This window comes from Wolbachia endosymbiont of Anopheles demeilloni (genome assembly GCF_018491735.2).
Classification (GTDB): Bacteria; Pseudomonadota; Alphaproteobacteria; order Rickettsiales; family Anaplasmataceae; genus Wolbachia.
The window spans coordinates 476,431-490,740 of sequence record NZ_CP084694.1 but is presented as its reverse complement, the minus strand read 5'-3'; the positions used below and the strand labels follow the sequence as shown (position 1 = coordinate 490,740).

The 14,310-nt window shown below is 34.3% G+C and carries 9 protein-coding genes and 5 pseudogenes; 11 read left to right on the top strand and 3 right to left on the bottom strand.

The annotated features are described in order from the left end of the window. The first annotated feature begins 366 nt into the window (after positions 1 to 366). From JSQ73_RS02685 to rpe, 6 genes and pseudogenes are all read left to right on the top strand, one after another. Positions 367 to 1,602, top strand: coding sequence for an MFS transporter (locus tag JSQ73_RS02685; protein WP_214249748.1), 1,236 nt, complete (start codon positions 367 to 369; stop codon positions 1,600 to 1,602). Beyond that, positions 1,574 to 2,851 carry a serine hydroxymethyltransferase gene (glyA, locus tag JSQ73_RS02680; RefSeq protein WP_214249747.1) on the top strand — a complete coding sequence of 426 codons (1,278 nt, stop codon included), beginning with the start codon at positions 1,574 to 1,576 and terminating at the stop codon, positions 2,849 to 2,851. The genes JSQ73_RS02685 and glyA overlap by 29 nt, the downstream gene beginning before the upstream one ends. Positions 2,852 to 2,930: 79 nt before the next feature. Beyond that, complete coding sequence (locus tag JSQ73_RS02675) at positions 2,931 to 4,118, top strand: phosphoglycerate kinase (protein ID WP_214249752.1); 1,188 nt, start codon at positions 2,931 to 2,933, stop codon at positions 4,116 to 4,118. A gap of 58 nt (positions 4,119 to 4,176) precedes the next feature. Next, positions 4,177 to 4,996 (top strand): annotated as a pseudogene (locus JSQ73_RS06925) (EndoU domain-containing protein). Between the two features lie 75 nt (positions 4,997 to 5,071). Next, entirely contained in the window at positions 5,072 to 6,547 is a 1,476-nt protein-coding gene (locus tag JSQ73_RS02655) for an N-acetylmuramoyl-L-alanine amidase (RefSeq protein ID WP_214249744.1), read from the top strand. Between the two features lie 161 nt (positions 6,548 to 6,708). Continuing rightward, positions 6,709 to 7,383 carry a ribulose-phosphate 3-epimerase gene (rpe, locus tag JSQ73_RS02650; protein ID WP_214249743.1) on the top strand — a complete coding sequence of 225 codons (675 nt, stop codon included), beginning with the start codon at positions 6,709 to 6,711 and terminating at the stop codon, positions 7,381 to 7,383. Positions 7,384 to 7,483: 100 nt separating this feature from the next. On the opposite strand, the gene pnp is transcribed toward rpe, so the two are convergent. From pnp to truB, 3 genes and pseudogenes are all read right to left on the bottom strand, one after another. Next, positions 7,484 to 9,760: a polyribonucleotide nucleotidyltransferase gene (gene pnp, locus JSQ73_RS02645; RefSeq protein WP_214249742.1), complete on the bottom strand. Its 2,277-nt coding sequence runs from the start codon at positions 9,758 to 9,760 to the stop codon at positions 7,484 to 7,486. Between the two features lie 14 nt (positions 9,761 to 9,774). Next, positions 9,775 to 10,047 carry a 30S ribosomal protein S15 gene (gene rpsO / locus JSQ73_RS02640; protein WP_214249741.1) on the bottom strand — a complete coding sequence of 91 codons (273 nt, stop codon included), beginning with the start codon at positions 10,045 to 10,047 and terminating at the stop codon, positions 9,775 to 9,777. Between the two features lie 7 nt (positions 10,048 to 10,054). After that, positions 10,055 to 11,013: pseudogene (truB, locus tag JSQ73_RS06830) on the bottom strand (tRNA pseudouridine(55) synthase TruB). A 146-nt stretch (positions 11,014 to 11,159) separates the two neighbouring features. Here truB and JSQ73_RS02625 point away from each other — a divergent pair. The 5 genes and pseudogenes from JSQ73_RS02625 to JSQ73_RS02605 form a co-directional block, all read left to right on the top strand. Further along, positions 11,160 to 11,816: pseudogene (locus JSQ73_RS02625) on the top strand (hypothetical protein); the annotation flags it as partial. 23 nt (positions 11,817 to 11,839) lie between these two features. Next, positions 11,840 to 12,380: pseudogene (locus JSQ73_RS02620) on the top strand (hypothetical protein). Next, positions 12,373 to 13,531: pseudogene (locus tag JSQ73_RS02615) on the top strand (phage tail sheath C-terminal domain-containing protein). The pseudogenes JSQ73_RS02620 and JSQ73_RS02615 overlap by 8 nt, the downstream one beginning before the upstream one ends. Next, positions 13,531 to 14,031: a phage major tail tube protein gene (locus tag JSQ73_RS02610; RefSeq protein WP_214249481.1), complete on the top strand. Its 501-nt coding sequence runs from the start codon at positions 13,531 to 13,533 to the stop codon at positions 14,029 to 14,031. The pseudogene JSQ73_RS02615 and the gene JSQ73_RS02610 overlap by 1 nt, the downstream one beginning before the upstream one ends. A gap of 43 nt (positions 14,032 to 14,074) precedes the next feature. Beyond that, positions 14,075 to 14,248, top strand: coding sequence for a phage tail assembly protein (locus JSQ73_RS02605; protein WP_234301915.1), 174 nt, complete (start codon positions 14,075 to 14,077; stop codon positions 14,246 to 14,248). Positions 14,249 to 14,310: the final 62 nt, after the last annotated feature.

Sequence of the window (14,310 nt, the reverse complement as noted above, 5' to 3'; positions counted from 1 at the left end):
TATATTTTACACACGAAAAGGTTAATATTTAGTTAACTGCAGCGTTTCTGATACTGAATTTCATTGAAAATTATATTATTTAAAGTATAATCGGTATCACGAAATGAAAGCGTAAATAAAATGAACTTTGTAACAAAACTAAAACTTATAATAAAAAAAATAAAGCTTAAGATGAACAAGGGTAAAATTATAAAAATCCTTATCATCTGTGGTATAATTTTTTTCATATACCTTATCCATGAACCAGTTATAGATATGCTAAAAAGTCTCTTTTAGAAAGATATTCGGATTAGAGTAGCTATCTACAAAAGTGTTGCTCTTTGCTGATAAAATACATATAATCCTGTTTTTTAGGTAATATTAGCATTGCAGAGAAACTTTTTCATATGGTTGCTAGCATCACTATTTTATGCATACCAGTATATATTACGTGTAATTCCAAATATAATCGCGCCTGAATTAATAACGAAATTTAACATAAGTATTACAGATGTTGGTCAATTTGGTGGGCTATACTATATAGGCTATACGCTTGCTCACATACCTGTTGGTCTTGCCCTTGATAGATTTGGGCTAAAGTTTGTTTTGCCTGCGTGTATTGTCTTAACGTTTGCTGGGACATTACCACTAATATGCTTTGATGAGTGGTATTACTCAATACTTGGTAGAATGATTGTTGGAGTTGGGTCATCTGCTTCGGCAGTTGGGCTCTTTAAAGTTGCAAGTATGTATTTCTCACAAGAAAAATCAGCAAGGATGGCTAGTTTATCTATAATAATAGGGTTACTGGGAGCTATTTATGGTGGATTACCTCTAGACTTTTTGCTCAATAAATTTGGTTGGAATTATGTTATATATACTTTCTCAGCGTTTGGTTGTTTGCTTGCTCTGTTGTTGCTTTTAATAACGCCAAAAAGTAACATAGAGGAGAGTAGAAATGACAACATACTTCAAGATTTAAAGACTGTACTTTTCAATAAACATATCATTCTAATCAGCTTTTTTGGTGGCTTAATGATTGGACCATTAGAAGGTTTTGCTGATGGTTGGGCAAAAGCGTTCTTATGTGAAGCATATCAAATGACCGGGGATCTGGCATCTTCGCTTTCTTCCCTTATGTTTATAGGTATGGGAGCTGGATCATTCTTTTTAGCTTATTTACTAGAAAAATACCCAGACAAACATTACGAGGCAATAATTGCCTGTTCTTTTGCAATGATTGCTAGCTTTATCTTGCTTTTTATACAAGCTGGAGGTTTATATATTGCACTACCTGCACTTCTTGTTATCGGCTTTGCGTCTGGTTATCAGGTAATTACTATTTACAAAGCAATAAGTTATGTGAACAATAACTTGGTAGGCTTGGCCACAGCCATATCAAACATGATAATTATGGTTTTTGGCTATTTTTTTCATACAGGAATTGCAAAAATAATAGATTTATGTTGGAATGGAATGGTAGTACAAGGAAATCCTGTGTATGGTAATGAGTTATTAGTAAAAGCAATATCAATTATTCCTATATGTTTGCTTTTAGCTGTTTTTGGATTTATGTGGTTAAAGAAAAGTTCTTATGACAAGTGTTTCAGAAAGAATTTGTGACTCTAAAAGTAGTCTGAAGTCTTTTGATGATGAAGTTTATCAATCTATAGAGAAAGAACTGCGGCGACAAAAATCACAATTGCAACTGATTGCATCAGAAAATTTTGCGAGTAAAGCAGTGATGGAAGCACAAGGTTCTTTTTTGACTAATAAATATGCAGAAGGTTATCCTGGTAAGAGATATTATTGTGGTTGTGAGTATGTAGATGAAATTGAAAGTCTAGCTATGGAGAGGCTCTGTAAGCTGTTTGGTGTTAAATTTGCAAATGTTCAACCTCATTCTGGTTCTCAGGCAAATCAAGCAATGTTTGCTTCGCTGCTTACTCCGGGCGATACTATACTTGGATTGTCACTGAATTGTGGTGGACATTTAACTCATGGTGCAGCACCAAACCTTTCTGGTAAGTGGTTTAAGTCGATTCAGTATACAGTTAATAGAGATACTTATCTACTCGATATGGACGAGGTAGAAAAGCTAGCGCTGGAGCATAAACCGAAGCTAATCATTGCTGGTGCTTCTGCTTATCCAAGAGAAATAGATTTCGAGCGCTTTCGCAAAATTGCGAATAAAGTTGGTGCATATCTGCTTGCAGATATTGCTCACTATTCAGGACTTATTGCTGCAGGTTGTTACCCATCACCTGCTGAATATGCGCATGTTATGACTTCTACAACTCACAAAACTCTACGTGGTCCTCGTGGCGGAGTGGTAATGACAAATGATGAAGCATTACATAAAAAAATTAGGTCTGCGGTTTTTCCAGGGTTGCAAGGTGGGCCGCTTATGCATGTGATAGCTGCAAAAGCTGTTGCATTTAAGGAAGCATTAACGCCAGAGTTTAAAACTTATAGTAAAAAAGTTGTAGAAAATGCAAAAGTGTTAGCTCAAGCGCTGCAAGAACATGGAATAAAAATTATAACTGGTGGCACTGACTCTCATATTGTACTAGTTGATTTAAGATCACAGAAGTTGACGGGAAAAGACGTTGTAAATAGCCTTGAGAGAGCTGGCATTACCTGCAATAAAAACTCTGTGCCATTTGACACGGAAAAGCCAACCATTACTTCAGGGCTACGTTTTGGTACCGCTGCTGAGACAACGCGTGGACTTGAGAGAGAAGATTTTAAAGAGATAGCTGATCTAATAAATGAAATAATTCAGGGATTGATCAATGGAAATAGTCCTGATATTGAAAGAGCAGTAAAAAATAAAGTTGAAAAGATTTGTAGTAATTTTCCTATTTATTAATTTATTTAGCATTCAAATTTCCTTTCTTTACTTTGGATTAAACTATTGTATAGTGATTTTATAGCTCTTTAATTTTATGATAAATGTACTTAGCATAGAGAGTTGTGATTTTCACAATAAAAATGTTCTGCTCAGGATTGACTTCAATGTTCCTATAAAAAATGAAAGAATTTGTGATGCCACTCGTATTTTAAGAGCGCTACCTACCATTCAGTATTTGGCAAATGTGGGTGCAAAAGTTATTATTATCTCACATTTTGGGCGTCCAAAAGCCAAAGACAGTAACTTATCGCTAAAAAACGTAGCTGAAGCTTTATCGCAGCTTCTAAGCAAAAAAGTGAAATTTATTGATGATTGTATTGGTGAGAGAGTACAAAGAGTAATAAATGCGATGAGTGGAGGAGATGTAATATTGCTAGAGAATCTTAGGTTTTATAAAGAAGAAGAGCAGAATGACTCAAATTTTGCTAAACAATTAGCATCTCTAGCAGATATATATGTAAATGATGCATTTTCTTGCTCTCATAGAGCTCACGCTTCTATTTCACGCATTACGGAATTTTTGCCTTCTTATGCAGGATTTTGCTTGCAAGATGAGCTAAAGTATCTTGAGCAAGCCATATCGTTTGACGCTAAACCTATTATTGCGATAGTTGGTGGAGATAAAATATCAACTAAAATAAAAATGCTTATAAAGCTAGCAGAAAAGGTTGATTACCTTATTCTGGGCGGCGCAATTGCTAATAATTTTTTGTTATTTAATAAAGTTAATATAGGTAAGTCTTTTTTTCAAAATGGCGTTGATGATCTTCTGCACGATCTTGTTAAGACGGCAAATAAAAACAATTGCAAAATAGTTGCGCCAGAAGATGTTTTGGTTGCAGTAAATTCTGATTATAGCACTGGCGTTTTAAGAAAAACTGAATCCATTTTGGACGGTGATATAATTTTAGATATCGGACCTCAAACTTTAAGCACAATAAGCGGTATAATAGCAAGCAGTAAAACTCTGCTGTGGAACGGACCTATTGGTGTTTTTGAACATTCAGCTTTTGCAAATGGTACAGTAGAGGTGATGAGAGTAGTAAGTAATTTGACACATGAAGGAAAATTAACCAGTGTAATAGGAGGAGGAGATAGCCTATCTGCAGTAAATGCAGCAGGTCTTACTGATAAAGATTTTACATATATTTCAACTGGTGGGGGAGCGTTTTTAAGTTTGCTAAGTGGTGATGAGATGCCAGGACTGCGATCGACATTAGATTAAAAATTTTTTAAGTTGTTACTTATATCCTAGCTTTTTTATGAATATGATTATGTAGAAAATAGCTAAGTTAATCTTGTGCTTGATAATACCAGCAATCGAATTTGTTTTTTACATTAAGGAGCATTATCTCAACGATACAAATTCACAAATTAGCTTTGAGCCGTTTTTCAAAACAGATTCTTCAGGTCCAGACTACGCTCCACCACTTCCAGAGTTGAATGATTTTGATAGAGGAGCGTTAAGGGTTTGTGAAGATTGGGGAACACAGCCTGATGAAGATAGATTTCAGAATTTTGCTTGATTGTCCGCAGCATCAAGAAGTGGTGAAAAAGATATACGATAAGCTTGATCATCAGGTGATTACACCTAGTGCAGATTTGGAGTTATTTAAAGATGAATTGACTAAGATTTGGTTTACAAATAGTGGAATTGAAAAAGGAACCGTAGGATTTGGGCATATTTTCTGTGGTGAATCAGATAGATTGGGGCTTGGTGGTATGCATTTTGTAGGTAGATATGTTGAGGCTCAAGAAAATAAGTAGGCGGGTGCGATTTGGGATAATGAATCTCTGTGCAATAAATTAGATATTAAGCCACCTGTTTACACATTTGGAATGAAATATCTAGGTAAGGATGGAGAAGTGAAAGTTAAGTGCCCAAATGGGTACGCGTATAACCTTCATGCTGATGATATTTTAGTTTTTGCTACTAAGGCGTTTAAGGAACTGGGAAAAGATGGAATGTGTCTATATAAAATGGAAGATGACAATTATCAATCGGTTTTTGTGAGAAAGAATGACGCTATACTTACGTTCTATCCTGACTTAACACCAAAATGTAATGATAAGAGTATTAATTGTAGCTGTAGTAAGTCTTGATTGGCTGAAAAAAAAGTAAACATTTTATGTGTATTATGCTAATTTAGTTATATTGAGGGCAATTTGTAGAGCTACATGAAACTTATAGTAAAAAAATGTTTGTCTGTTTTATTTCTGTTGCTGCTTGTAGCGCCTCTTGTATACGGACAACAATCTTGTTTAAGTGATATTGAGAACGATTTTCAAGATTTGAAAACATCATTAAAAAATCCAATATTTTTAGATCCTGCACCGAGTTTAAATTATGATGATAGAGAAGGCAAAAAAGTGTTGATGGTGGTGGTGCACCATACCGAATCACCAACATTAGAAAGTACAAAATACGCATTAAATTCTTCAGGGATATCAGTACAGCTTATTGTTGATAGAGATGGTAGCATTACTCTGATGGTTCCACTTGAAAAACGAGCATGGCATGCTGGTATAAGTTATGCAAAAGTTCAAGTAGATAATGTGGTTGAAGAGCTACGAAAACTTAATGATTATTCTATAGGTATAGAGATTGTAAACACAGGGCTTGAGCCTTTTCCAGAAGAGCAAATGAAATCTGTCAAAGATCTGATTTTGTACCTCATGAAGCGCTTTAAGATTAGAAAAGATATGATATTTAGTCACGCTGAGATAGGCACTATAGTGTACAACTCAGCAATTGAAGGTTACGCAATGCGTAAGCCTGATCCACATAAGTTATTTGATTGGGAGTTATTAGAGAAAAGTGGTATCGGATTGCATATAGGTGATAGAATCAGTCCTCAAGACGCAGAACAAAAAGTAAATGAGGTTTTGTATAAGGTAGGCGATAAGAGTGAAAATATTTTGAAATTAAAAAAAAGGTTAAACGGTTTTTTTTATAAAATATTGCCTTGGAATGATAGGGAAGTTAATATGATTTTTCCTGACAATAATGCTAATTACTCAAATGAGTTTGATGAAAATTTTTCGTGGGTTATCAATCAGTTTTCAATGCACTACTTGCCAAAAGAGATTAGAAAAGACTTGCCTCTAAAATTAGAACAAGAGGATATTTTGCCTGAATTTTTAGTTAAGTATAGTAATCTTATTTTTAGTGAATTCTTATCTTTAAGTGATAAAACTAAATTAAGCTTAAAGCCACCATTTTTGAATGAAGAGGATTATAAGCATTTATTATCTTCTCTTGCAGAATATGAAAATAATATTTCTTCTGATGCATTTGCTATGCTCATGTACAAGATTAAGCTATATTATGACTCTTATCTAAGATACAATATAAGATCTTCACTTTATATTCCATTTAGACTTAATTCATTTGAAAAGCTAGATGTTTTAAAGAATGAAATATTATCTTTTAAGTCTATAAGCCCTGAAAAGGCTATAGAAGTCTTGAATTTGATTAATGAGTTTAGGTCGCAAGTTTTATCTAATTTCCAAAATTTTGAGAAGCAGTGGTTTCAAGAATTTAAGGACACTTGGAAACAAAAATTTATACCAAATATGGAAAAGCAAATGTCTTGGACTGCGCTACATGAAACTGTGTTGGAATATTTAGAAAAGGCGAAGAAAGAAGTTTAATGAGTATTACAATGACCAGATGCATGGGCAGAGAAAAATAAAGGACTAGTTTCACATGCATCTGGAAGGATACAAAAATTTCTAAATGAGATTAATATAGTATTGGGATGACAGAGTTTAAAAAATAAGTTACTTTTTTTATTTTTGGTAAAAAGTAGTCTATGGGTATTAAAATTGCACCTTCTATACTTTCAGCAGACTTTGCAAAATTAGGAGAGGAAGTAAAAAGAATTAGCAACTTGAATGTAGATTATATACACATAGACGTTATGGATGGAAATTTTGTTCCAAATATTACAATAGGTCCGAATGTTATCTCTGCGATACGTAAATATAGCAATCTTCCTTTTGATATACACTTAATGATTAAATCTCCTGGTAACCATATTGAAAGTTTTATAAATGCTGGTGCTGATATTATCACTATACATGCAGAAGCAGAGATACATCTTGAGAGGCTAGTAAGAAAGATAAAATCATATAAAAACAATACAAAAAAAATAATCCAAGTTGGAGTTTCAATTGTTCCTTCAACTTCTCCAAGCGTGCTTGAGTATATAATAGATGAGCTAGATATTGTACTAATTATGACAGTCAATCCTGGATTTGGAGGACAGGAGTTTATTCATTCGCAGTTGAGTAAGATATCTACCGTGAGGAAAATGATACAGGACCGTAATCTTAAAACACAAGTTTCAGTAGATGGTGGAGTTAACTTTTCTAACGCAGCTGATATAATAAAAGCAGGTGCAAATATATTAGTTGCTGGATCAGCAATATTTAAAGCTGAAGACATGAAAAAGGCTATAAACGATCTTAAAAATCTTTCGTTATAACCCTACAGATAACACAAACCATTTTTATTATCTTGTCAGTTTTAAAAATTCCTATTATCCCAGTGCTTCGACACTGAGATAATAGAAAGTAAGTTCAACCTCAATAGAAACCTGATGATGAGTCATTATTACCAAATTTTGGTCTGTTTCTATTACTAAAACCAGAACGAGGACGAGTAGGTCTATTACTATGATAATTATCTCCAGGTTTTTTATTAAACGAGTTGTTATAATAATTATCCCTATTATTTAAACCATCTCTCCTTTCTTCATTGTAAAGCTTACCTTCAAAAAATTCACCTGTTTCTTGATCAACACGACGTCTTGATAATTTTGGACATCCACCTTTTTCAAAGTCAATTATCAAAGCTTTGAAGGTATCACCCTGTTTAAATATATCTTCAATGGACTCTACATGTTGATTAGCTACCTCGCTTATATGCATTTTTCCTTTTCTTCCATTAAGAAGTTCTAACTCTACAATAGACTTCTCTATCTTTACAACTTTAGCATCAATTATAGAACCTTGTTCTAGCTCTGTTATTGAATCAATCATCATATTCTTTGCAGCTTCAGCTTCAGTACTACTAATGGCAAAAACAGAAACTTTACCGTCATCCCCTATTTCAATTTTTGCATTACTTCTTTCACATACACTGCGTATATTTTTTCCTTTAGCACCAATAGCTGCAGAAATTTTATCTTTATCTATATAAAACGATAACACTCTTGGTACATGATCTTTTATATCCTTACGATGTTCTGAAATTACTGCATTCATTTTTTCTAAGATATGTAATCTTCCAACTTTTGCTTGTTCTAAAGATTTTTCAACAATTTCAAAGCTTATACCAGGAATTTTCATATCCATCTGCAGTGCTGTAATCCCTTCGCTAGTTCCTGCTACTTTGAAGTCCATATCACCAAGATAGTCTTCATCGCCCAGTATATCAGAAAGTATTATATGCTCATTTTTGTCTTTGATGAGACCCATAGCAATTCCTGCAACGGGAGCCTTTATTGGCACACCTGTATCCATTAATGCAATGGAAGTTCCACAAACTGTTGCCATAGAAGAAGAACCATCAGATTCCATAATCTCAGATACTACCCTTATTGTATAAGGAAATTCAGATTTATCAGGTAAAACAGGATGAATTGCTTTCCAAGCAAGTTTACCATGACCAATTTCTCTCCTTCCTGGTGCGCGTATAGCAGAAGCCTCTCCAACAGCAAATGGAGGAAAATTATAATGCAACATAAAATGTTCACGTCTATCCCCTTCAATGTCATCCACAATTTGCTCATCTTGTGTAGTACCAAGAGCAGTAACAACTAGTGCCTGAGTGGTACCCCTTGTAAATAGTGCAGAACCGTGAGTCTTGGGTAGAATGTCAGCCTCAATTTCTATCTGGCGTATTTCATCATACTTACGGCTGTCTATTCTCACACTTTTCCTTCTAATCATTTCACGCACTAAAGATCTTTCAAAGCTTTTTACTGCATAAGTAATTAACTTTTCGTCTTTTCCAGCCTCTTTAAGAATATTCAATATATTATTCCTGACCACTTCTAGAGCTTGAACTCGCTCTTGTTTTACTGTTTTTGAATATGCTTCTTCAAAGTCTTTTCGATATTTTTCAAGTTCTTGAGTTATATCTGATATATCAATAGGGGCAAAGCTTTCAGGTTTATTGCCTACTGTATCAGCAAATTCTTTTATAAGCTTAATAATAGGTTGAAGATGTTCATGGCCGAATTTTATTGCACTCAAAACATTTTCTTCAGAGAGCTCTTTGACTTCCGATTCGACCATTAAGATCGAATTTTCATCACCAGACAAAAACAGATCCAAGTTGCTTGCTTTCATCTCTTGAACGGAAGGATTGAGTATATAATTGTTATTTTCATCACAACCTACCATAACTCCAGCTATAGTAAAGTGGAAAGGAACACCAGAAATTGCAAGAGCTGCGACGGTACCTATCAATGCTGGTACTTCAGGAGAATTGACCGTATCGTAAGTTAATAGATTACATACTACACTAATTTCATCATGAAAACCTTCAGAAAATAACGGCCTTATACTTCTATCTATTACTCTTGAAATTAAAGTTTCTCTATCAGATGGTTTTCCTTCTCTTTTAAAAAAACCACCAGGAATCTTACCCATGGCATAACTTTTTGCAATAAACTGCACATTTAAAGGGAGAAAATCAACACTTTCTTCCTTCTTTTTTCGTACAACAGTGACTAAGATAGAAGTATCTCCATAATTTACAACTACTGAACCATCAGCTTGACGTGCTATTTTCCCAGTTTCTAAAGATAAGGTACGCCCCTCCCAATCTATAGATTTTTTTATAATTTTAAACATACAAAATTCCTCGATTATTTTCTAATGCCTAACTTCTCTATTAACTCTTGATAGGCTTCATTACCAAATTTACGTTTTATATAATTTAAGTGCTTGCGCCTTCTACCTATCAATACAAGTAAACCGCGCTTAGAATTATGGTCATGCTTATGCTTTTTAAAATGCTCAGTTAAATTACTGATTCTCTCGGTTAAAATTGCACACTGTACAAAAGATGAACCTGTATCATCTTCTTTAATTGCATATGTACTAATCAAACTTTTTTTCTTTTGGGATGTTATTGACATCTAAACCTCATTTCAAAATATTAAAAACACGAATAGGCTTCACATAACCATGAGTAAAACTGCAAATTGCAATAGGTACATTACCCACTATGGTACAAAAAATATCATAATTCTTTAAACCACGCAAGTTATTTAATATAATTCCTTGACCTTTTCTGATTTTCTTCGCTTCCTCTAGGGAAATTTCAACTTTGAACATCGATTTTAAAGCAGATTCAATGGGGATGATGAAACTTTTTGTATTACCTCCATCATCTTCTGCCATCCCACCTCCCTCTGTCATCCCAGTGTCAAGCACTGGGGAGAGTAAGTTGTTGTTGTTTTTTTAGTAAGTTGCTCAATTGTCACTTATTCATCTTCCTTAAAATCACCTACCATCGTTCTTCTTAATTGTGTAATATGTCCAAAACAATTTAATTCAATTCCAAGATCTCTTGCAATTGATCTTACATATACTCCGCTACCGCAGATCATAGAAAAATCGGCAATATTATTTACGGTGTCCAAAAATATCAGCTTCAGTTCATGTATTTTAACTTGTCGAGGTTTTATATTTACCTTTTGCCAACTTCTTGACAACTTATATGCTCTTGCTCCCTTGATTTTCACTGCTGAAAATTGAGGAGGATTTTGTGTTATCTCACCAATAAAATCCTTAATCGCACAGTTTATTTGATTATATTCAGGTTTTATAGTGCTAGTTCTAATAATATCACCATCTAAATCGTCCGTAGTTGTTTGTTTTCCCCATTTGATTGTGAAATTGTATGCCTTTAAGTCACAAGATAAATACGATATAGTTTTTGTTGCTTCACCAAGAGCGATTGGTAATACACCTGAAGCCAAAGGATCAAGTATTCCCAAATGTCCGGCTTTTTTTATTCCAAAAATCCTTTTAATTTGAGTTACAGCTTGTGCAGAACTCATTCCTGTTGGTTTATCAAGATTCAGCCAGCCATTTACCATGTATCAATCTAAGAGACTGTACATGATCTCAAAAAAGGGATAGAATGAGAGGATAAAGTAGGATATGGGAAGTTTATATCCAAGTGATATAAGTCGAGGAAAGTTTGAGATTATTGTAGCAGATCTGAAGTCTTGCAGGAAGAGGAACAAAAACTGACTATATGTTACAACTACTAGCAGGTAGCCATACATACGATACAGATTACGTTAGTTTTTATCGGCCAAGACAACTAAGTTTTATAGAGGGAAGCAAGGGAACATTTATTTACGGAGAGTTATACACAAACAATTTTTCTGGTAGTTATGATCAAATATACTATTACCCATATGCTGCACTTGGAGTAGTATTTGTAAAAAATACAACCAATGTGAACATAAATAAAGCAATAGAATTTGTTGGATCATCGTATACGAGTACGGAGTATGGGGGAGCAGGATTATTTGTAGGAACTCCTGATAATACTAATTCTAATAAATCAAGTATTTCAAAAATAGTATGGAAAAATGTTTACCAATACACGAGTTCTGATAGCAAGTTAGCCGGATCTGGCAGTGTAGAAATTTCAGCAGGAAAAACAGTTGCAATATTACTTTACACATCATCTTACCTGTATTCCAGAACACAAGTTAGTCAAGGTATGCTTGCATCAAATTATGTACATAACTATGGTCAATTTATTCAGTGGGGGATTTATAACATACTTAGCAATGTTCTAACTACAGGACTTGAAGTAGATGTGGAGAGAACGCTAAAAGCTTGGCAATATCCAGGTTTATCTAGCACATATGAGATTTGGCAGTAAATCAAATAGGGAGGGAGAAAACTGTGAGCATTTACATACGTTTTGAAAACCACAAGCAGATTGAAACAACAACACTTGAAAGCAAGCCAACTGGAAATGATTGGTATGAAGCACCAGAAGATTTTGATTGGCAAAAAAGTTATTGTTTAACAGAGGGAGGCGAAATTGCTCAGCGAAACCAAGAAGATATTAAATTGGAATTACTACAAAATGCGAAGTTTTCTGCACTTTCTAATCTTCGTGCTTATTATGATAACTATACTAACCAATGCACAGGAGTATCTCATCAAAAGTCTAAATCTTATCAAATACAAGAAAAAGCCGCAAAAAGTATTCTAGCAGCACCAGAATCTATAGATGAAAAGTATAAAGAAATTATAGAACCTTTAGCAAAAGTCCGTGGTATTACGGTTGTTCAAATGGCAGGAATAATTGAGGAAAAAGTGAAAAAAGCAGTAAAAGAAATAATGAAATGCCAAGAGAAAGATTGAAGAAGCCAAGAGTGAAAATGAGCTACAGACTTTGCTCGATGATTTCAGGAAAAAAATACAAAGAAATGGCTGAAGAATTTTTACACGGCGTAAATGTTATTGAGGTAACCTCAGGAGAAAAGACAGTACGTACAGCTAAATCATCAGTGATAGATATAATTGGTACTGCTGCTGAAACTGATGAGCAAAAATTTCCGCTAAATAAACCGGTGTTAATTGCAGGAAGCTTAAAGGAAGCAGCAAAGCTCGAAAAGAGTGGCAGTTTACCTTCTGCAGTAAATGGAATATTTTTCCAAATCGGTGCAACAGTAGTAGTTATTCGAGTTCAAGAAAGTGAAAACAGCGATATAAAATTAAAAGAAGAAGAGACGCTGAAAAATATAATTGGCGGAGTTGATAAAGAGACTGGATTCAAGCATTTCTCAGTAGTGAAAGTATAGTTCATGTTGCTCCAAGAATATTAATTGCACCTCAATTTACTCACCAACTACCAGAAGATGCAGTGGTTGGTGCATTAATTTCTATAGCAGAAAAATTAAGAGCAATTATTGTTGCAGATGGACCAAATACTAATGATGAAGAAGTAATAAAATGGAGAAAAAATGTAGGCAGCTCAAGAGTTTATGTTGTTGATCCGTGGGTTAAGGTATTTATTGAAGGAAAAGAAGAAACTTTGCCATCTAGCCCATTTGTAGCTGGTTTAATAGCAAAAGTAGATAGCGAACAAGGATTTTGACATTCTCCTTCAAACAAAGAGATAAATGGTATTTTTGGAACAAGCAGGACTATTGATTTTACGCTCGGTAATACAAATTGTAGAGCAAACCATTTAAATGAAAATGAATAATTCATCAAAATGGCTACAGGCTTTTGGGAAATAGAACATGTTCAAACGATTCGAAATGGGCTTTTCTATCAGTGAGGCGCACTGCAGGTTTAATTAACGATAGTCTACTTCGAGCTCATTTATGGGCAGTTGATCGCAATATTACCAAAACTTATATAGATGATGTGATTGAGGGGGTGAATTCTTATTTGGCCAATTTAAAAGCAGTTGGTGCTATTCTTGGAGGAAAATGTTATGCAAACCCAGATTTAAATACTGCAGCAAGTATTGCCGATGGTAAAGTCTACTTTGATTTCAACTTCACTCCACCTTATCCTGCTGAGCAGATTACTTTCCGCTCACATTTAATTAATGATTACATTGAGGAGTTAATATAATGCTACCAAAAATTTTAAAGAATTTTACTGCCTTTGTTGATGGCCGAGGCTATGCAGGGCGTATTGATGAAATTAGCTTACCAAAACTTGCAATTAAAACTGAGGAATATCGCGGAGGTGGAATGGATATACCAGTCAGCATTGATATTGGTATGGAAAAATTTGAAGCAGAGCTCACTTTTGCTGAATATGACTCTGAGCTCTTTAGATTTTTCGGATTGATAAACAATAATCCAGTCTCTCTTACTTTAAGAGGAGGGTTGCAGGGAAGTAGTGATGCCGAATCAGTAGTAATTAACTTAAGAGGGCTCTTTAAGGAATTTGATTTTGGTAACTGGAAGGCTGCTGAAAAAGCAACACTAAAATGTATAATTGCTGCCAACTATTATAAGCTTACCATTAATGGCAGAGAATTGATTGAAATTGACGCTGAGAATATGATTCGCAAGATCGATGGTGTTGATCAAATGACTTCTATGCGCACAGCTTTAGGAATTTAACTAAAAGGGTAAAACAATGCAAAAAATTAAATTAACTTAACTAATAAAAATCGATAGAATTTTAGTTTCAGAGCTAACTCTACGACGTCCAAAAGTTCGAGATCGTTTAGCTGTTGAACGTATGGGTAATAGCGATGCAGAGAAAGAAGTAGCACTGATTGCAAATCTTGCAAATATTTCAAGAGAAGCAGTAGAAGAATGTGATTTAGCAGACTAAAATAAGATTCAAGAAGCGTTACAAGGTTTTTTGTCTCAGGAGAAGACTTGAGACTGAGCATA